We start from the raw sequence: 20,355 nt of genomic DNA on the forward strand, positions 1-20,355 counted from the left end.
AAAATGAAATTTAAATTAAATATAATAAAACTCGTTGCTATAGGCTGTTTAGCAGCTCCAGTTGCATTTACTTCGTGTTCGGAAGATGTAATGGATAGCATCAACGAAAATACAGGAAATCCTAATGATGTCTATGCTAAATTTATCTTAGCAGATGTTATTACTTCTACTGCATTCAGTAACTCAAGTGGTGATATCAATACTTATTTAAGTGCTTATGTAGAGCATGAAGTTGGAACACACAACCAACTATGGAATGCTGAGCACCGTGTAAATGAGCCAAGTGCATCATCAACTTTTAACAACTCTTGGAACAGTATTTATACTACATTGAGAAATGCGCATTTAGTAATTTCTAAATGTTCTCCAGGTGGTCAAGAGGAAGATAATTTCTCTACTTTAGGAGTTGCACAAGTTCTTACAGCCTATAACTTAGCGCTGTTAACAGATATGTACGGTGATGTCCCTTACTCTGAAGCTTTAGATTTAAACAAAACCTTTACGCCTAAGATTGATAAACAAGAAGAAATCTATGCCGAGGTTATTCGTCTATTAGATGAGTCTTTGGTTAATCTTCCTAAAGGAGATAAAACCTCATTCAAATCACATGATTTGTTGTTCAAAGGCGATATTTCGAGATGGGTTAAATTTGTACATGGATTAAAAGCTCGTTACACCATGCGTCTTTTAAAAGTGTCTAAAGATAAAACTGCTGATCTGAATAAAGTTTTAACTGATATTGAAAAATCCTTTACTAGTGCAGCTGAAGAAGGTGCGTTCAATGTATATAATGCACAGAACTTAAATCCTTTCTTCGACTTCCAATGGTCAAGAGATGGTTTGGCAGCAAGTAGAAGTATTGCTGATAAGATGATTGATAGAAAAGACCCTCGTTTACACCGTAGTTTTGTTAGTAGCAAATGGGTTCAACGTGATAGTTTGGATATCAATAAAAAGCAATATGATTTATTAGCGCCAAACGGAGACAATGAGCAAGTTCAAGGTGTTTACAATACCTCCATTTTTGTGTATTCACAAACTGCTTCAACGCAATTGTTAAGCTACCATGAATTATTGTTTTTAAAAGCAGAAGCTATGCAACGTTTAGGTCAAGCTGCTACTTCAGTAGAAGCTGTACTTAAAGCGGCTGTTACTGCTGGCTTCAAAAACTCTGAAAAATCTATTGCAGCAGCTTTATCAGCTCCAGCATTAGAACAATATGGAAGTCTTGAGAGTACTTCTGATCCAGTAACTGATGCGCAGATTGAAGCTTATTTCAACAGCAATGTTAAACCACTTTTCTTAGCTAATGGATTGAAAGAAATTGCTAATCAAAAATACTTAGCTTTCTTCGGTGCATCTGGTGAGTCAACTGAAATGTACAACGATATCCGTCGTTGGAAAGCATTAGGTGAAGACCTTGTTGTTTTGAAAAACGAAAACAAGTTTCCGTTGAGATTACCTTATGGTAACTCTGAAACTACTACTAACCCGAATGTTCAACAAGCTTATGGCGATGGACAATACGTTTATTCAGAAAACGTATGGTGGGCAGGTGGTACTAGATAATTAATATTTTAGTATTCTTAAATAAAGGCCGTATCAAACGATACGGCCTTTTTTAATTCCCATATATTTCCAATATTTCCATCCACCTCAAAAAGAAAAGGCTGAATCCTTCAATAGATTCAGCCTTTTCCATGTATTGGAATTAAAAAAAATGTAAATGACTATTTGTTTGCCAGGATGCTTAATTCTTGTGCAACGCGACCTGCTAATTGGCCAAACGACGCTGAAACAGGATCATCCTGATCCAGTGCAATTGGGAAACCATTATCCCCAGCATCTGATACCGATTTCACCAATGGAATCTCACCAAGGAAAGGTACTTGATTGTCCGAAGCCAAACGTTTGCCACCATCCTTGCCGAAAATGTAATATTTATTATCAGGCAGTTCCGCAGGGCTAAAGTAAGCCATGTTTTCAACCACACCAATAATCGGTACGAGTACACCTTCCATTTGATACATCGCCATACCTTTGATGGCATCAGCCAAGGCTACCTGTTGAGGCGTAGTGACAATTACTGCTCCTGAGATTGGGTAATTTTGTGCTACCGTAATATGTATATCTCCAGTACCTGGAGGCATGTCCACCACCAAATAATCTAAATCACCCCAATCCGTATCGTTAAAGAGCTGTTTTATAGCCGATGTGGCCATAGGGCCTCTCCAAGGGATTGGTTGGTTCGGATCCGTAAAGAAGCCGATAGAGAGCAGCTTAAGACCAAAACGCTCAATAGGAACAATCTTGTTCTTTCCATCAGGAGTTTGGGTAGATTCCGGACGAGCATTCTCTACTCCAAACATAATTGGAACAGATGGGCCATAGATGTCCGCATCCAATAAACCAGTTTTAGCACCTGTATTTGCTAAAGCTAAAGCCAGGTTCGCAGCTACTGTAGATTTCCCTACGCCGCCCTTGCCGGAAGAAACTAATATAATGTTCTTGATGTTTTTCAATTGCGCCGTTTCTACAGCACGTACGCGCGCTGTCATGTTGATTTCAACTTCCACCTCCTTGGAGATGAACAAGGCTATAGCATTGCGACATGCATGCTCTATATGACCCTTTAACGGACAAGCAGGTGTTGTTAAAACGACGTCAAATTTGATTTTATTAGGTAATATTTCGATGTTCTCAATCATGTTGAGAGTCACCAAATCTTTCTTTAAATCAGGTTCTTCTACATGACTAAGCGCATCCAGGATCTGTTGTTTTGTGATCATGAGTACGTATTATGAATTGCAAAGCTAAGGAAACCTACTCAATATCATGTCATCCAGATGTTTTTAATGATTTTTGCCTATTTTTATCAAAATTCTACCATAGAGTTATATATGTCAGCAACTAACAAGATCCAACGCCCTAGCTTGGCTTTCCTAAGAAAAAGATGGTTTATCATCAGTGCCATTGTACTGGTAGCCCTTCTTTTGACAGGCTTAATTTGGGGGCTTTCCGTTCGGGGAGCGATGTTGGACAAAGCCGTATCGAAAGTTAAGAAAAAACTAAAGGATGATTATCAACTCACATTTGATGTTGCTAGTTATAAGTTTTCCGGATTGACCTCTGTCGATTTTACACGTATTAAAGTCAAGCCAGATAGCGCTGAAGAATTAGCTTCCATTAACCATTTTGAGGTATCGGTAAAAGTATGGCCACTATTATTTGGCGATGTTCGCATTGCCAATATGGATATTGATCATGCGGAAATCAGTTTAGTTAAAAAAGACAGTACATCTAACTACGATTTCCTGTTCAGGAAAAAAGATAAGGCAGAAAGTAGCAGCAATAAAGATGATGCGCGAACTTTAGCTGAGCGCGTTGACAACCTTTTTAAACAAGTCTTTGATAAGGTTCCCAGCAATATGAGTATGAAAGATGTTGGTCTTTCCTATACCGATAGCAGTGGAACTCAGAAGGTCTTAATACCTGTTGGAAATATAGATGATGGGGATTATGACATGGATATTTTCTTGAATGATCAAGAAGCCAAATGGAACCTTAAGGGCAATGTGAATCCAAATAGACAGACTCTTAGTGCTACCGTTTCTTCAGAAAATAAAGATGCGGAAGTTCCTTTTATTGGACGTAAATATGGTATGCATGTTTCTTTTGATGCTTTAACCTTCCACTTGGATAAAGTATCACGCAAAGGAAAGGATTTCTTACAAGTAGAAGGGGGATGGGAAGCGAAGAATCTTCAGGTATTTCACCGTCGCTTATCTTTAGAGCCGGTATTGTTGCCAGAAGGAATGGCAACAGGAGGTATACTGGTGTCGGAAAATACAGTGGAATTAATTCCTGGTACCCAAGTGAAAGTGAAAGACTTTGTCTTTGAGCCGCATGCTAAATTTAGCCGTAAGCCTAAAAAAGTGTTGAATCTAGCGGTACATACCGGCAAATTTGAAGCACAAAAGTTCTTTGATGCTATTCCAGTAGGACTCTTTGAAACCCTAGATGGAATTCAGGTAGATGGACAAATCCAATACGATATGGATTTTGAAGTAGATTTAGATGATCCCGATAACTTAAAGTTCAGTTCCAAAATCGATGATGCGGACTTAAAAGTGACTAAATGGGGGAAAGCTAATGTTGCAGCATTAAATGCACCATTTGTCTACGAAGCATATGAGGATAGTGTCAAAATGCGTGATATCAACCTAGATCCAAGTAATCCGAATTTCGCTACATTAAATCAAATTGCACCCATTCTAAAGAAGACTGTCCTCAATACCGAAGATCCGTTCTTTTATAAACATAATGGCTTTGAATTGGAAGCTTTTCAATTGTCCTTAGTAACCAATATCAAAGAGAAGAAATTTAAGCGTGGTGCGAGTACCATTTCCATGCAGCTCGTCAAGAATCTTTACCTCAATCGCAACAAGACCATGATGCGTAAATTTGAGGAGATCTTACTTGTTTGGTTGATGGAACAGTCAAAACAAATTAGCAAAGATCGACTTTTTGAAATCTACCTCAATGTCATTGAATGGGGTAAAAACGTATATGGAATTACGGAGGCGAGCAAATACTATTTTGCCAAGAGTCCTTCCCAATTAACCATAGGGGAGAGTCTTTATCTATCCAGCATTATCCCAAGACCAAAAACAGGATTGTCTTCCTTTGATTATACCGGTCATCTAAAACCTTGGTTAATGAAGCATTTCAATACCTATGGTTACATCATGACGAAGATGAACCAATTGCATGATGAGCAAGTTCCTGCAAACTACGGGTTCTATCAAGTAGAATTAGTGCCAAGTCTTCGACCTCCACGTCCAGCGGGGATGGTTGATACCACCTTGAACCATGATGATATCAAGGATATGGCGGACGAGTACGATAAGGAGGAAGAAATCCGAAGAACCCTAATGGAACGTCTATTTGGTAAAGAACCTGAAAAGAAAGAGAATCAGTAATATGAAGAATATCCGAATTGATGATTTGCATTTTGAATTGATGCTTGACTACGAGCAAATCCAAAAAAGGATTCGCCTTATAGGAATTGACATCAACCTACGATATGAAGATAAGCACCCTGTTTTTATTGGTGTTTTGAATGGCTGCTTCATGTTTATGGCCGATCTGATGAAACAGATTCATATCCCTTGTGAGATGTCTTTTGTCAAGTTGGCTTCCTATGCAGGCACTAGCCAGGATAAAGTTCATGAACTGATAGGTGTAGGGATGCCCCTAGAGGGACGCCATGTGGTTATTGTAGAAGATATTGTAGACACCGGAAATTCCTTGGTTCATACTATTGAAGCATTGGAGCAATTAGGTGTAGCCAGCATTTCTGTTGCCACCTTGCTTCTTAAACCAGAATGCCTGCTCTATAGCTTTGATAACATCATGTATGTAGGTTTTGAAATAGAGAAGGAGTTCGTAGTAGGCTACGGATTGGACTACAATGGCCAATGCCGTAACCTCCAAGATATCTATCGCAATATTGATCCACCCGATACTATCGGAATGAGCAGTCTTTAACATGGTCATTGACCATCCCTACAGCCTGCATATAAGCATAGCAAGTCGTAGAGCCAAAGAATTTAAAACCACGTTTCTTTAGATCTTTAGAAATGGCATCTGAAACATCAGTTTGAGTTGGAGCCTCTTTGTAATTCACAATCTCATTGCTGATGATGGAGCCTTCCGGTAAGAAGCCATATAAGTAATTATAAAAACTGCCAAATTCCTTTTGGATATCCATAAAAAGTTTAGCGTTATTGATGCTGCTTTCTATCTTTCCACGATTCCGTATGACACCTGGATCCTGTAAGATGCGTTCTACATCATCAGCGGTGAACTTTGCAATTTTTTGGTAATCAAAATCAGCAAAAGCCTTTCTATAGCCTTCTCTTTTTCGGAGAATTGTAATCCAACTTAAACCTGCCTGAGCCGATTCTAAGATTAAAAATTCAAAGAGTGTAGCATCGTCTTTTACCTGCTTTCCCCATTCTTCGTCGTGGTATTTCTGGTATAATTCGTCCGTTCCGCACCAAGCGCATCTAATAATTTTATCCTTCGCCATTTTTTCGATTTCTAAAGCAATTATTTTGTTCTAACTTTACCGATTCATGAAATATACGATTGCGCTAAGTGTTCTATTGTCTATCATTTGTTGGTTCAGCCAGGCTATGGCGCAGACCACAGTTCCTGCCATTCCAATAGATAGTGCGCAAGTCGTTGATAGTACAGCTATTCGCGATTCCTTAGCACAAGTAGCCCTATTCAATTCCCTTGATCCAGATCTTAAATATAGCGAAATCATTCTTTCTCCAAATAGAAATACCAATCCGGCTAAAGGAATAATCGATAAGGTATGGAAAGCAGGGAAGCATAACTTATTGTTTGGCCTTGAACAGAATCTTGACCTCAATAAAGAAATAACTGTATATCAAGGAGGAATAAAACATCATCGACCGATATGGGTGGTGTTTGTCGTCGCCTTCTTATTTCTAGTCTTAGGAGTTTTAAGAATCATCTTCCCAGTTGAACTTAAGATTATTGTAGATGCCTACTATAAGGAGCGATTGTTACAGCAGGTCAGTAAAGAAGATAATTTAGCGACTTCTTGGCCATATATTTTTCTTTATATAGTTTTTAGTTTTTCTTTGGGACTTTTTGTCTGCGTATTGGTTTCCAGCTTTACCGATCGGAATTATTTAACCTTTGAAAACTTCCTGAAGAACTCTGGTTTTGTAGCCTTACTGTTTATAGCGAAAATATTACTTATACGCTTTGTATCCTTTATATTCCTGTTAGAAAAGATTGTCCGCGAATACATTGCTGTGCTCTATTTAGTGTATTTCAATAGCATGTTTTTCTTGATGCCATTCCTTTTGGCCGTAATTTTTGTTCCTGTAGCTTATTTCCCAGCAATCGCTGTTACCTACATGGTATTGGTGTTTTTGTTGTTCGGATATCGCTTTATTAGGACAGCTTTTCACCTGTTTGGGAATTTCCAGTTTTCTATTTTTTATTTAATTCTATATCTTTGCAGTCTGGAACTAGCACCTATTTTAATATTAGTCAGGGCGCTAAGTAATTAAGACAGTATTTATGCAGATTGATGTAGAAAGAGCAAAAAAAGTAAAGAGCATACTTGTTACTTTACCAAAACCGGAATACGATAAATCTCCCTACTTCACGCTAGCCGAGAAATATAACCTAAAACTCGACTTCAGAGGTTTCATTCATGTCGAAGGCGTTTCCGCAAAGGATGTAAGAAAAGAACGTATTAACTTTGCAGACCATTCGGCCGTGATCTTCACGAGCAAGAATGCTGTGGATCATTTCTTCCGTGTATGTGAAGAGATGCGCTACGAAGTCTCTGCGGAAATGAAATATTTCTGTATTTCAGAGACCATCGCGCTCTACCTGCAGAAATACATCCAATACCGTAAGCGTAAAATCTTCTTTGGTAAACAAACCGCAAAAGATCTTGAAGATGTGTTGAAAAAACATAATAAGGAGAAATTCTTATTCCCGTGTTCGGATGTTGCTAATGAAGAAACCCAAGCTTGGTTAAAAGAGAATGGTTATGACTTTACCCCAGCGGTACTTTTCCGTACTGTAATTTCGGATATTAAGGATTTGAAAGATGTATTTTATGATATCATCGTTTTCTTTAGCCCGACTAGTGTACAGTCATTGTATGAAAACTTCCCTGATTTCGTTCAAAACAACACACGTATTGCCGCTTTTGGATCGAGTACACAACAGGCCTTATTAGAGCATGATCTAATTTTAGATATCCCAGCTCCGACTCCTGTAGCACCTTCAATGACCATGGCAATTGAGCAATACATCAAAATGGTTAACAAATAAGATATCACAAATTATTGTAATACAATACAAAGCAGCGTTGGATGAATAACCAAGGCTGCTTTTTCATTTGCTGTCATAAAATTGACAGAAGTCATTTTTTAAGAATATATTTCTCGTTAATTTGCTGATATTTCGATATTAAATTCACCCACAAAAGGCTTGGGTACATTTATTGTAGAAATATTTTTTATAAGTTTGCATTTATTCAAAAAACGGTAATCTAGTGAAATTAAAACCTGTAAATAGCATCTCTGGCATTGCTCCAAAGGACTTCATTAAGGACTACTTAAATAAAAGTCAACCTGTGATCATCAAGGATTTTATCAGTAAGGATAGCCCTTGTTGGTCTAAGTGGAGCTATGAGTATTTCAAGGAAATAGCGGGGAATGAGCAAGTCGACATCTATGGTCGTGAGGAGGAGTCACAGAACCATGCTGCAAGTCCACCAGTGGGACGAATGAGTTTTGGGGATTACTTAGATATGATCAGAAAGGAACCTACCGAATTACGCCTTTTCTTATTCAATCTGATGAAGATTAGACCAGAATTAAAGAAGGATGTCATCTTTAATGATGTGACAGGTGGAAAAGTCCTTCAATGGCTACCCTATATGTTTTTTGGTGGTGAAGGATCTGCAACACGTAATCACTTTGATATTGATATGTCCCATGTGTTTATTTCCCAATTCCAAGGGAGTAAGCGCATTTGGTTATTCCCGAATAATCAATCCGACTTAATGTATAAGTTGCCTTATAACTTTCATAGCATTGCCAATTTAAAGAAAAGCTCTGTTAATGAATACCCAGGATTAGAATTCTTAGATGGCTACGAAGCAGTAATCCATCCAGGAGAAACCTTATACATGCCAGCAGGATGGTGGCACTACATTCAATACGAAACCGAAGGATATTCCATCTCTGTCCGTGCATTAGCAAATAGTATCTCCGAAAAACTTAAAGGAGCAAGAAACCTATTCGTAACACGCCACTTCGACGATACGATGCGTAAAATCTTTAAGGATAAATGGTTCGATTATAAAATCAATACCGCCAAGAAAAGAGCCAATAAGGCAATGAGGAAATACAAAAAGTAGATATTAGATAACAGATAGAAGACACCAGATTTTGAACAATGACCTAGTCAGGAATTCAAAATCTGGTGTCTTTTGTCTATAGTCTAACAGTCTCTCAAGGAGTTTCAAACCCATACTTATGATACACTGCTTTGGCTTCATCGCTTTTCATAAAGTCTACAAAATCCTTGGCTTCTTGTGCTCGTGGGGCGTTTTTCATCTCCCCGATGATGTAGGTTGCTTTGATGTTGGTCTCTGCAGGAATGACCACCTCCTCCACAGGATGTTTTAGTAATTTCTGGTAAACAACCTCCGAAGTCCAGACAGGTGCTGCGTCTGCTTGACGATATAAGATACGCATGGGGCTTTCACGATGGTGAATCTTGGTTAAGTAAGTACTACCATCATTAACCTTTGTTTCCATGATGGTTTGTTCCAATTCCTTGCCGCCAATCTTATTGTAAACCGATACTATCTGTCTACCGATGCCTTCCCAAGCAGGATTAGGCATCGCCACTTTAACATCTTTTTTTGCTAAGTCTGCAATCTGTTTGATACCTTTTGGATTCCCCTTAGGGACCATAATCGATAACTTATTGTAGGCATATACCTCTGTTCGGGAAAAGTGTTTTGCCATTTCTTCCATTCTGCCTTTTCCAGCAGCATAGACATCCGGTTTATGATCGATACGTAGGTTTCCAATCGTAATGGAACCACCTTCAATCTGCTTTGCGAGAATGCCCGGTGGAAGGGTTTCCACAAATATGCGCTGATATTGCGGATGTTTTTTCTTGAATGCTGCTAAAAGATCATCCATACACATAAACTGGTTGCCGGCAAAGAATACTACCAATTGTGGGTCTACAATGTCACCAAAAAGATCAGGTACATTATCAATTCCCGGAACCGTAAAGTTGACAGCAGCCTCCGGTGGAGTGTTCCATGGTGGATCAAATTTATGATCCTGTGCATTTGCTTGATTCATTACTAAAACAACAAAGCCTATTAAAATTCGTTTGATATATCTTGATTTTCTGTTCATTCTATTTATTTTATGGTTTAACGATTACCCAGCCTTCTGCTGCACGAATTACTAATTCGCCATTTCCACTAGGTACATAGCCTATGAAATCATACAATTGATCTTTTACCAAATTGCGCTCCTGTAGGGAATTATTGCATTGTGCAACGATTACACCCTGATCAATTAGTTTTTTTAAGTCCTTCTCATAAGGAGAGTCTTTCAGCATGACCTCCGTTCCTCCAGAAAAAGTAATTAATTCCAGCTGTAACTTCCCTTTTAACCTGGGGTCATTCAACACATTGTTGATGTTTCGAAAAGCTTTCTTTACGACATCTGGCTGATTGGAATCCAATTGATAAATGGCTTTGTATTGCTTTAAATGCGTAGTAGCACCTGCGAATTCTGCATTTTTCTGAAGATTGTTTTTTACAGGTTTAGTTTGTTGTGCATGCGCACTTAGGCAGAGCATGAATATGCTCAGCATTAAAATGATGTTTTTCATAGTATTAAAAATTAAAAGGACCGTATTTATGTTGTTCCTGTGGAATATTGTCTGCGTATGGTGGGTAAGCAGAGTCTTTTGGTTTTTTGCTTAAGTCTGGATAATCGAGTTCTTTGTTGGCTTTGCTAGGTCTTTGAAAAGAGTTGATATAGGCAGCTACGTCAAAAGCTTCTTCATCGGAGAGGATGGGATTGTCCAATGAAGCCCCTAAAGGCATATTTCCTTTAATAAATTTAGCCGCGGTCAGCATTCTCGCCATCCCTGCACCATCATTGAAAGAATCATCACCCCATAATGGTGGGTAGACATAACCGTCTTGAAGGTTTCCTGCTGTTTTTAATAATCCTTGTCCATCTGCCTGATGGCAGCTGATGCATTGTGCTTTGAATACTTGCTCTCCATGCGTTAAGTCTGCTTTACGCTCAGGTACAGTTAATTTCACAAATCCCTGTCCTTCAATTCTTGGACCTACAGGAACATCCTTACTCAGGTGTTTCATATAGCTCAAGATGGCTATCATTTCCTTAGAATCAAGCGGTAATTTCTTACCATTCATACTACGTTCAAAGCAACCGTTGATTCGCTCTTCCAGACTGGCAACACGACCTTCTCGTCCAGAATAGATCGGGAATAGGGCTGTTAAGCCAATGTAAGGTGCAGCATAGGCCTTTGTCCCTCCATCAAGGTGACAGCTTCCGCATGCTAAATGGTTGCCTGCATAAACTTCCCCAAGCTTATTTCCAGGTCCCAAGTATTTATAAGTCTCTCGAATCAGTTTTTCCCCATAGCTGACCATCTCTCCTTCAGCGCCATCTGGAATAGCAGCCATCTTAAATTGAGAAATATCCATTAAGCCTTGAGTTTGTCCTGTGGAATCTTTCTGGCCTTCCAGGTGGCCAGCAAAGATATGCGTGTTGACTCCCAAAACCTGTGCTAATATCAATATCAATAGGATGACAAAGACAAAAGCGACTATTCGGGTTTGGAAAGCAATCTGCTTGACTTCTTTGTAGACGTTTTGGTTGTTTTGGTTGATGTTTTCCATGTCGCAAACTTAGATTTCCTGCATAACATGCTAAAACGGTAATTAGTTATGCCCTATAACATGAAGTTATCGTAATTTATAATTTCTTGATTTATAAAGCGAATGAATTGTTTTGGTAAGCCAGACAATTCACCATGTAAGTGAACTAAATGCAAGTCCCGTTCAATTTCAAATCCTTCTACATCCACCTTTCGTAACAAACCACTTGCAATTTCTTGCTCAACAGCATGCTTAGAAAGAATCCCGATGCTGTTCGAATATTGAATATATTGTTTTATGGATTCCGAGCTTGACATTTGAACCCGATTGATTAATTCATTGGCATGTATCCCAAATTCCTTGAATCGTTGAAACACGATGTCATTCGTGCCTGATCCATGCTCCCGGAAAATAAATTCTTGTTTTCTTAGGGTATCTATGCATAGGGGAGAGGATTGAAATAAGGGATTGTCTTTTCGAGCCACCCAGATCAACTGATCATCCAGAATCTTCACATATTTTAAGGAAGGATCTTCAGCCATCCCTTCTACGAAACCTAAGGCTATTTTTTTCTCATAAAGCCATCGGTCCACCTGCGCAGTATTGCCAGTAAATAATTTTATCTGCACCATGGGGTGCTCCAATGAAAAGGCAGCGATCCATTTGGGTAATAAATATTGGGCAATGGTCGTACTGGCCCCTATGACCAGATTTCCCCGAACTTGGTTTTTTAACAAGCCTAGTTTATAATCCGCCAGTTCATACTCTTGGATAATCACCTGTACCGAATCCATCAAAGTCCGGCCTGCATCTGTCAATACCAATCGACTCCCATTTCGTAAAAACAAGGCCTGGCCGATAATATTTTCCAACTCTTGTATATGTTTGGATACTGCCGGTTGGCTAATATTAAGCTCTCTTGAAGCTTTTGTAAAGCTTAAGTCGCGAGCCGCTTGATAAAAAACCTTAATTCTGAAATTTACTTCTAACATGAAATGCTCTTTATTCGTCTTCACTTATCGTTTCCGGGACACTGTATTTGTAAAATAGGGTGTAGGGATCTGATGGGTAAACATGTGCATCTGGATTATGTTTGAATGGAATATTCCGATTAAAGAGTTCTTCCAAGGACTCCCGAAGGAAATCAAGAAAATCGTTTTTCATCTCTTCCAAGAAATAATCTGTAAAGACCATACTGCCGCTGTTGTTCCGGAATAGCGTGCCATCCTCTCGCATGCGCCTAGCGACGTATAGGTGCGGCTCTAAGCCCTTTATTCCCGTGACCTGTCCAAATACATAGGCGTAGAATAAAGTTTGCAGGAGCGCCTTATTTTCGGTCTCCTTGGTAAAGACGTTCTCCGGCTTGCTGAACAAGACCTTATCACTGCCCGTCTTGTAATCTACGATACGTATTTTCACCTGTCCATCTTGGTCAACGACCTCATCTACGCGGTCAATAATTCCATAAAGTTTGATCTGCCTTGGCTCCCCATCGATCATAATTTCAAAATCGAGATTATAATCCTTTTCATTCTCCAATTCTACGATTCTGAAGGATTGATAATTCGCAATGTCGTATTCCAGATACATCTGAATGTAGGCAGAAGATATCTTGTGCATGATCCGTTGAAGACTATTCAAGTCCGAATAGGATTTAAAATCCTGTTGATATTGTAAGCCAATTTCTTGAAGTACTAAGCTTTCCACCAATGCAATTTTTTCTTCCAAAACTGCCGTAGGGGTGAAGTCTGCTAAGCCTTTGTAAGGCAAAAGCAGGAGCTCCATGCATCGGTGAATGATGGATCCTAAATTGTTCATTTCAAATTCCTGTGAAATGGAAGGCGGTTCCTTAATCTCTGCAACATATTTCAGGAAGAATTGCAATGGCGATTGCAGATAAGTGGTAAATGCGGAAGCTGATAATAGCTTTTTATTGACGATATAACTGTTGTATAATTTGTCCCAAATCTCGCCTTCTTTTGCAATGATAAGTTCCTTAGGTTGTACTGGAAACAGCAAAGTCTGTTGTTGTACTCTTTTGATGAAGTTAAAGTTGGTCTCAAAAACCAGCTGCTTAATAAAACGACTTTCCTCTCCTGTGCTGCTTTCATCCACAATTCCATTATAAAATAAGTGCATAAAATTGCTGTATTGGAAATGTCGATAAAACAGATAGGCTGATAAGGCGTCTTGATTTTCTAATATAGGAAGACCATATGCTTTGCGAAGGTTATTGGGTAAAAAGGTTGCCGAACTAGAGGTTTTCGGTAGAATTCCCTCATTGGCACCCAACACATAGATATAATCGAAATTTAAACAACGACTTTCTAAAAGTCCCATGATTTGAAGCCCTTTTAAGGGATCCCCCTCGATAGCAGAATTTATCGGTGCAATAGCTTTTTTAACCAATCCTATTTGAAAAGAAATGGAGAAGGTCCCCAGCTTATCAAATCCCAAATACAATTGGTTCAGCACTTTTCGGGTCTCGATTAATAAATCGGATTCAATCAATCGGATTCTCCCTTGCGTAGCCATGGACTCCAATAAGGAGCGAATCATGCGGTTAATACCGGGAATAACGTCATTTTTTAGTGCAATAGGCTTAAAGAAATCGGGTAAGGCAGATTGTGCTACATCGATTTCTGCAACCGGGATTTCAAATAATTGTTTTTCTGATGCTTCTTTTTGTATTCTCTGCTTGGTTTTACCATCCACTTTGGTCATTGGATGAGAAAGAAATGTCTCCAATAATTGATAGGGGATTTTCTCCTTTTTCTGCTGAGAAATCATCATTTGCACCTCGCACCACAAGTCAATCAATCCGTAAATGGGCGATTGAATTAATGGGTAACCTGTCGTGATGTTGACCTCTAAATCTGGTAAACTTTGCAATAAAGGCACCAATAAGCTTTCATCGGCTAGTAAAATAGCGGCTGTCTTTCCATTAGGGATTCCTTGTGGAAAGTCTTGAAGCAAAACATCGTGCAAAGTCTTGGTTTCGCTGTTTTTGCCGAGACATTGGTAGAGCTGTACATCCGTAGTTCTATTGGCTAATACATGTGGTATCTCACCCAAGGCGTTTTCTAGTCCGGTTTGCTGTAAGTTACGCCGGATAAACAATCCTGCCTCTTGAATTTTATCGTCGACATAATGTCCGTCCGCATCAAAGTAGAATAAAGCCAAGCCTTGCTCTTGCCAAGTCTTAAACAATAACGCCTCAGCTCGGTTTAATGCATTGAAACCAACAAAAAGAATCTTCTTGAAAGGCTTAAGGAAATCGCTTTTTTCTGCTTTATCTTCGGCTAGCTCGCGGTATAAGCCTGGGTAATTTATCTGACCTTCTGCCGCTAGCTTCTCTTTTAGGGCATGATATAATTTTGGCAATCGCTTCCAAAGTTTTAGAAAGCGCTGCTGTACTGCTGTATGTCCCTTGGTACTAAAGGATTGCCAGAACAAACGGATAAAATCTTGTTGTTCTGCTGTGAAATGCTGAAAGGCAAGATCGATTTCCGTGGTATCAAACAGTTCCATGTAGATCTGCTCCACCGGTACCAAATCATAATCTATCTGTCCAAAATCTGATAAGATTATCTCCGCAATCGGATAAAACTCTTCCAAAGTTTCGGGTTCATGACCTTCCTCTGCCAACAAGGCATTGTGCAATTCATATAAATAAAAGAATTGGCTCAGGGGAGAGGCCTGTGTTTTTGTACTCGAAAGACTTAAGAATTCCTGAATGGTATAAAATTGAGGAGACCAAATGGCTTGACCATAAACATCTACCAGATGTTTTTTCAAATACGTTATTGGTCGTTTATTATTAAAAACGATGGCCACATCGCTGATGTCCTGGCCAAATTTCGCCTGTATATCTTCTGCTACTAATCGTAAAAAAGCTTTGTCCATGTTTCCTTACCCCCTTAATTTACTTCAACTAATTCCTTGGTCTTTGCATAATACAAATACCCTTTTATTTGCTTATAACCTACATGTTTCAAGGCATCCATGTAAGTGCCCACTTGGTATTTATGCTCGATATAATCACCTTTGGTGAATTTAAAGTCGAGCACAATGGTTTCTCCATCTTTACTGAAAACCTTATCCGGGCGCAAGGTCTTTCCTTCAGAGGTGATGATACTCGCCTCATTCCAGACTTTATAATCACTAGTTAACCAGTTGTGGATCTGTGGATGATGCCAGATCTCATGAATTTCTTGCATCAATTCTCCTCGTTCCTCAGGTACGAGAATTCCCTCTTCAATATATTGATCTACTAACTGAGCAATGTCAGTTTCCTTTTCAGCGGTAGAAATAATCTCATGCGCCAATACCCCGTACCGAGCAGCTTCTTCCATCATCAAAATATTGTTGATGCTCCGATTGGTAGAACGCTCCAATGCACGCTCCAACTCTGCTGACATCGGATAGTTCGACAAAGCAAACTTTAAACCTTCATTTTCAGAGGTTTCGTACCTTTCAGTGACAATTACCTCTTGAATATCTAGCTGACAATCTGTTAGTGGAAAGACTGCTTTCTCATCATCTAAAACTTGATAAACCAAATCGCTGATGTATTCATTCTTGATTTCAAAACTCGGTGCTGCTTCTGGATCTTTCGAATTGCTATTCTTGAATTGTGGCGCTGTAATATAAAGATGCTCTTTTGCCCGTGTAGTCGCTACGTAGAAAGTGTTTAAAGCGTCCATGTAATTGAATAACATCTCTTCAAAATATTGTTGAAAGAAGATGGACTTTCCTAAGCCACTGGTGTATTTGATTGGTATTTTACCTAATGACGCAAATGGCGTATCCTGTACATCAATCCAAAAATCACCATTGGTCATACCATCCAGATTCCAAGAGCAGAATGGAATCATCACCACATCATAGGCTAAGCCTTTGGACTTATGTATGGTTGTCACCTCGATGGCATCAATTTTTCCATTGGAAGGTAATACTGCTTTATCGCCGTCCTCTTCCCAGAACTCCAAGAACTGAATAAGTCCTCGTTCACCCTTACTGGAGAATTGGGTAACCATGTCTTTAAATGCCAACAAGTAGGGAAGGTGCGTTGATGTCGTGCCCAACTGATAGGTTTCAATTAACTTTTCCGTTAAATGGACCAAAGGCATTTTTTGTAATGAATTCCATTGTTCAATGAGCTGAATTGGCAATACCTCCGCTAATTGGTCTATGCGATTCTGCTTAAATTTAAGCCAAACATCGGCTGTGAAATCTGAATTTCCTTGTAGAATCTGGTAGAGGTAACTCATGTTTGCCAAGTGAATGACATGTTTATCCGATTGATAAACCAAAGCACGGAAGGTCTCGATTAATAAACTGATGGCATTGTTCGAAACCAAAGTCAAGGCATCTCCTGAAACGACTTCAAAGTCCATTCCCTGTTCATTCTTGTAGCGCATCAATTCTTGAATCATTAGTTTTGCCTGCGCATTGCTTCTCACCAAAATTCCGATTTGATTTGCCTTATATCTTCCGGTGCCTATCCATTCTCCAATTTTATCACAAAGGTTCTTCACAGACTCTTCGATGACTTGATTCTTTCTGAAGCGTCCATCTCGAACAGGAAGGAAGCTAATTTCAATAGATCCTTGAGGCTTTCCTTCTCCAATAAGATGTGGAGGGATGTTTTGTATGCTGTCTTGGTAGGCTTTCACCAACATCTGATCATTACCGGTATTATGCCACCATTCCGCCATCTCACCAGATAGGCTTTCAAGTACTTTGCTGTTTAGGGCCTCTTGTAATAGGGCTGGAATATGCTCGAACAAGTAGTTGTTCAGCTTGATGATATTTGGCAAGCTGCGATAATTCGTTTGCAAATTACCATGATGAATAAATTCATTTAACGCATCACCTTGCAAATGAAAACTATCACCCACTTGTTGTTCTACCTGTTGCAGTAAAATACGCCAATCGCCATTTCTCCAACGGTAGATGCTCTGTTTCACATCCCCAACAATTAAGTGTTCATGTTGCTTACCTTGCGTATTTGCCAATGCATTTAACAACAATGGGCTGTAGTTTTTCCATTGTATCCTGGAGGTATCCTGAAACTCGTCAAACAGGAAATAATTATAACGATTGCCGATTTTCTCCCAAATGAAGGTAGGGTCACTATTTTCATCGAGTCCGATTTTATTCAATAAAACCTGCGCATCAGAAATCAACTGTGATGAATTCTCCTTACGCCACAAACTCAATAAATCGCTCATTTCCTTTAATAGGCGCAGAAAATACAGGTTATTCTGCACAGCCTGATAAGCTATAAAAGCCGGGAAAATACGCTTGAGCTCCATGATAGCCTCCAATGCGGGTAATACCGCATCCAAGAATTCTGGTCGGTAATCCTTCTGCTGGTCCACAAATATCTTTTCTGGCTCAGCTAAGAGAACCTCAAATTTAGCGAATACTTTCTCGTCCAAATCCGTTATGGAAGTCTTAAAAATATTGGAATTGACCTTACTAGCCGCAATGAATTTATTGCGAGATTTCCCTGATAAATCCGCCTCTTGGATACCTAAGCCTCGGAAAGCTTGTTGAAAATTCTCAATACCTTCACTTAAAGCCTGTAAAAAAGTACTGGTCTTTTCGGCAACTTCTTGGTTTAATAGATTAAAAATCCGGTCACTATCTGCAGATAGCACATAGCCATCAAACTCCTGAAAATTCTCGCTGAATATCAATCCAGCTAAGCTCATGAGCTGATTTCTATAGTTCCAGTTTTCGTTATTGCCAATTTTTTGTTCTGCATAATTGATGATCCATTCCAACAATTCGGGTTTCTCATCCAATAAGTTGTTAAGCATAATGGTGAGATCTCTTTTCACCTTATTGCTGTTCATCTCTATGGCATAACCAGCATCCAGATTTAGCTCATACGTAAAGCTTCGAATAACCTTTTGCGAAAAGCCATCAATGGTGCTCACCGAAAAATGCGCATAATCATGAAGGATTCTACGATAAATCCTTCTGGCTTTTTCTTGCAAACTGATACCATCCAATTGTGGATATTCTTCCAAAAGGAGTTTTCGGTAATCGTCAATCTTTCGGGAATGATCCCCTAAAGCCAAGCCTTGAAGGACCGATAATATCCGTTCCTTCATCTCAGCAGTTGCCTTATTGGTAAAGGTGACCGCGAGGATTTCTCGGTAGTTGCTTTCTTTAGCTAATAATAGGCTTAGGTAATGAACAGTCAAACTAAAAGTCTTTCCTGATCCCGCTGAAGCTTTGACGATTTTTAAAGGTGCTTTATGTGGCATGGATTCACTGCAGATTTATTAGCGATGAATATCGTCAATATCCGCCTAATCATGAAAAAAAATAATATTTTATGTGTTATTAACTTAAACCAACGCTCTCTTCAATTTAAAAACCACTTTCCAACATTTTCCTTTGTTATTCCCAGGTATTTGCTAGTAGTTTTCCTTGTGACTCAAATGGAATTTCATTGGATCTAATATGGATCTTGTTCGGATCTCGTTCGCTTCTAACCGAACGAGATCCGAAGGAGTTCCGAACAAGTTCCGAAGGAGATCCGAAAGAGTGACGAATAAAACCCTTGGGAGAGACGGTTAGACATCAGACAAAAGACGGTTAGAAAACAGACAAAGGACAACAGATTATAGAAAGGAAAATGTAGAAAGTAAAAAGGTAAAAGTGAAAATGGAAAATGGTCAAAGGTGAAAGGGAATTTGCCATTTCCAACTCAGAGCGAAGCGAAGAGTCTCTGTTCCCTCCCCACAAGATCGCGTCATTCTGAGGCTAGCCGAAGAAACTATCCGTCAGAAAATCAGAAATGCTTTAAAGGACCTGTGGAAAGAATATTTTACTGCGGGCGATGCATGCATCGCCCCTACAAACAATCGTGATTTTATTACTCATAGCCGCAATAACCGTAGGGTCGAAGCATGCTTCGACCGCATCTATAAAACCTCATAATGATAAATTATAATGCTTAAAAACAACCAATTGAATCGGCAGTTGTCTTTGAAGATATAGTTTGAAGTTTGCTCAGCTAGCTTCGCAATGACAAAATTTATAGGTTAGAAAGTGAGACTCTTCGCTCTGCTCTGAGTTGTAAATGCAATACTGTAACTGAATATATTTTGATTTCTTAGTCTAATATCTGTTGTCTGACATCTGTTGTCTCAGCACCTCGATCTCCTACTATTTTAATTATCAGATATTTTATCTATCTTTGCGTCCCCTCTTGCATGTAGCACGGGGGATATGTTGAATACATAAAATAACAAAAAAACATGGCAACTAAAATCAGATTGCAGAGACACGGTAAAAAAGGAAAACCTTTTTACCATGTAGTAGTAGCAGATGCACGTGCTCCACGTGATGGTAAGTTCATCGAGCGTATTGGTTCTTACAACCCAAACACTAATCCAGCGACTATCGTATTAGATTTCGAAAAAGCATTAGACTGGATGAACAAAGGTGCACAACCTACTGACACCGCTCGTACTATCCTTTCAGACAAAGGTGTTTTATACAAAAAACACTTGCAAGGTGGTGTGAAAAAAGGTGCTTTCGATGACGCTAAAGCAGAAGAACTTTTCAACAACTGGGTAGAAAGTAAAGATGCGCAAATCGAAGGTAAAAAATCTGGCTTAGCAAAAACTAAAGAAGAAGCTAAAAAAGCTGCTTTAGCTGCTGAGGCAAAGAAAAAAGAAGAGAAAGCTGCTGCTATCGCTGCTAAAAACACTCCTGCTGCTGAAGAAGCTACAGAAGAAGCTAGCGAAGAAACTGCTGAAAACACTGAAGAAACAGAAGGTTAATCCTTTTCAAAAAGTATTCGAAAGAGCCGG

General features: G+C 39.2%; 15 protein-coding genes. 7 read left to right on the forward strand and 8 right to left on the reverse strand.

Going from position 1 to position 20,355, the window contains the following annotated elements; all coding sequences use genetic code 11:
• Positions 1–3: 3 nt before the first annotated feature.
• Entirely contained in the window at positions 4–1,569 is a 1,566-nt protein-coding gene (locus ACP6L2_RS17465) for a SusD/RagB family nutrient-binding outer membrane lipoprotein (protein ID WP_440510531.1), read from the forward strand.
• Between the two features lie 161 nt (positions 1,570–1,730).
• Here ACP6L2_RS17465 and ACP6L2_RS17470 read toward each other — a convergent pair whose 3' ends face one another.
• Positions 1,731–2,789: an Mrp/NBP35 family ATP-binding protein gene (locus ACP6L2_RS17470; protein WP_344675589.1), complete on the reverse strand. Its 1,059-nt coding sequence runs from the start codon at positions 2,787–2,789 to the stop codon at positions 1,731–1,733.
• A 111-nt stretch (positions 2,790–2,900) separates the two neighbouring features.
• On the opposite strand from ACP6L2_RS17470, the gene ACP6L2_RS17475 reads away from it, so the two are divergent.
• Positions 2,901–4,982 (forward strand): transglycosylase domain-containing protein, encoded by a 2,082-nt coding sequence (locus ACP6L2_RS17475; protein WP_440510532.1) that lies wholly within the window; start codon positions 2,901–2,903, stop codon positions 4,980–4,982.
• Position 4,983: 1 nt separating this feature from the next.
• Positions 4,984–5,550 carry a phosphoribosyltransferase gene (locus tag ACP6L2_RS17480; protein ID WP_344675587.1) on the forward strand — a complete coding sequence of 189 codons (567 nt, stop codon included), beginning with the start codon at positions 4,984–4,986 and terminating at the stop codon, positions 5,548–5,550.
• Here the strand turns inward: ACP6L2_RS17480 and ACP6L2_RS17485 are convergent.
• A complete protein-coding gene (locus ACP6L2_RS17485; RefSeq protein WP_440510533.1) occupies positions 5,528–6,094 on the reverse strand; it encodes a DNA-3-methyladenine glycosylase I in 567 nt (188 codons plus the stop codon). The genes ACP6L2_RS17480 and ACP6L2_RS17485 overlap by 23 nt on opposite strands.
• Before the next feature lie 46 nt (positions 6,095–6,140).
• Between ACP6L2_RS17485 and ACP6L2_RS17490 the strand changes: the two genes are divergently transcribed.
• The 3 genes from ACP6L2_RS17490 (at position 6,141) to ACP6L2_RS17500 (ending at position 8,986) form a co-directional block, all read left to right on the forward strand.
• Positions 6,141–7,115 (forward strand): DUF4271 domain-containing protein, encoded by a 975-nt coding sequence (locus ACP6L2_RS17490; protein WP_440510534.1) that lies wholly within the window; start codon positions 6,141–6,143, stop codon positions 7,113–7,115.
• A 10-nt stretch (positions 7,116–7,125) separates the two neighbouring features.
• A complete protein-coding gene (locus ACP6L2_RS17495) occupies positions 7,126–7,893 on the forward strand; it encodes a uroporphyrinogen-III synthase (protein WP_440510535.1) in 768 nt (255 codons plus the stop codon).
• Positions 7,894–8,116: 223 nt separating this feature from the next.
• Positions 8,117–8,986 carry a cupin-like domain-containing protein gene (locus ACP6L2_RS17500; RefSeq protein WP_440510536.1) on the forward strand — a complete coding sequence of 290 codons (870 nt, stop codon included), beginning with the start codon at positions 8,117–8,119 and terminating at the stop codon, positions 8,984–8,986.
• A 94-nt stretch (positions 8,987–9,080) separates the two neighbouring features.
• On the opposite strand, the gene ACP6L2_RS17505 is transcribed toward ACP6L2_RS17500, so the two are convergent.
• Genes ACP6L2_RS17505 through ACP6L2_RS17530 form a run of 6 tightly spaced genes read right to left on the reverse strand, consistent with a single transcriptional unit; the run spans position 9,081 to position 18,798 of the window.
• Positions 9,081–10,007: a molybdate ABC transporter substrate-binding protein gene (locus tag ACP6L2_RS17505; RefSeq protein ID WP_440510537.1), complete on the reverse strand. Its 927-nt coding sequence runs from the start codon at positions 10,005–10,007 to the stop codon at positions 9,081–9,083.
• Between the two features lie 10 nt (positions 10,008–10,017).
• Entirely contained in the window at positions 10,018–10,491 is a 474-nt protein-coding gene (locus ACP6L2_RS17510; protein ID WP_440510538.1) for a DsrE family protein, read from the reverse strand.
• 4 nt (positions 10,492–10,495) lie between these two features.
• Positions 10,496–11,536: a c-type cytochrome gene (locus tag ACP6L2_RS17515; RefSeq protein WP_440510539.1), complete on the reverse strand. Its 1,041-nt coding sequence runs from the start codon at positions 11,534–11,536 to the stop codon at positions 10,496–10,498.
• A 53-nt stretch (positions 11,537–11,589) separates the two neighbouring features.
• Positions 11,590–12,507, reverse strand: coding sequence for a LysR substrate-binding domain-containing protein (locus ACP6L2_RS17520; protein ID WP_440510540.1), 918 nt, complete (start codon positions 12,505–12,507; stop codon positions 11,590–11,592).
• A gap of 10 nt (positions 12,508–12,517) precedes the next feature.
• On the reverse strand, positions 12,518–15,421 hold the full coding sequence (locus ACP6L2_RS17525; RefSeq protein WP_440510541.1) for a PD-(D/E)XK nuclease family protein: 2,904 nt from the start codon (positions 15,419–15,421) through the stop codon (positions 12,518–12,520).
• Between the two features lie 14 nt (positions 15,422–15,435).
• Positions 15,436–18,798: a UvrD-helicase domain-containing protein gene (locus ACP6L2_RS17530; protein ID WP_440510542.1), complete on the reverse strand. Its 3,363-nt coding sequence runs from the start codon at positions 18,796–18,798 to the stop codon at positions 15,436–15,438.
• 999 nt (positions 18,799–19,797) lie between these two features.
• Between ACP6L2_RS17530 and ACP6L2_RS17535 the strand changes: the two genes are divergently transcribed.
• On the forward strand, positions 19,798–20,325 hold the full coding sequence (locus ACP6L2_RS17535) for a 30S ribosomal protein S16 (RefSeq protein WP_440510543.1): 528 nt from the start codon (positions 19,798–19,800) through the stop codon (positions 20,323–20,325).
• Positions 20,326–20,355: the final 30 nt, after the last annotated feature.

Origin of the sequence: Sphingobacterium lactis (assembly GCF_051951495.1) — a bacterium.
GTDB classification, from domain to species: domain Bacteria; phylum Bacteroidota; class Bacteroidia; order Sphingobacteriales; family Sphingobacteriaceae; genus Sphingobacterium; species Sphingobacterium lactis_A.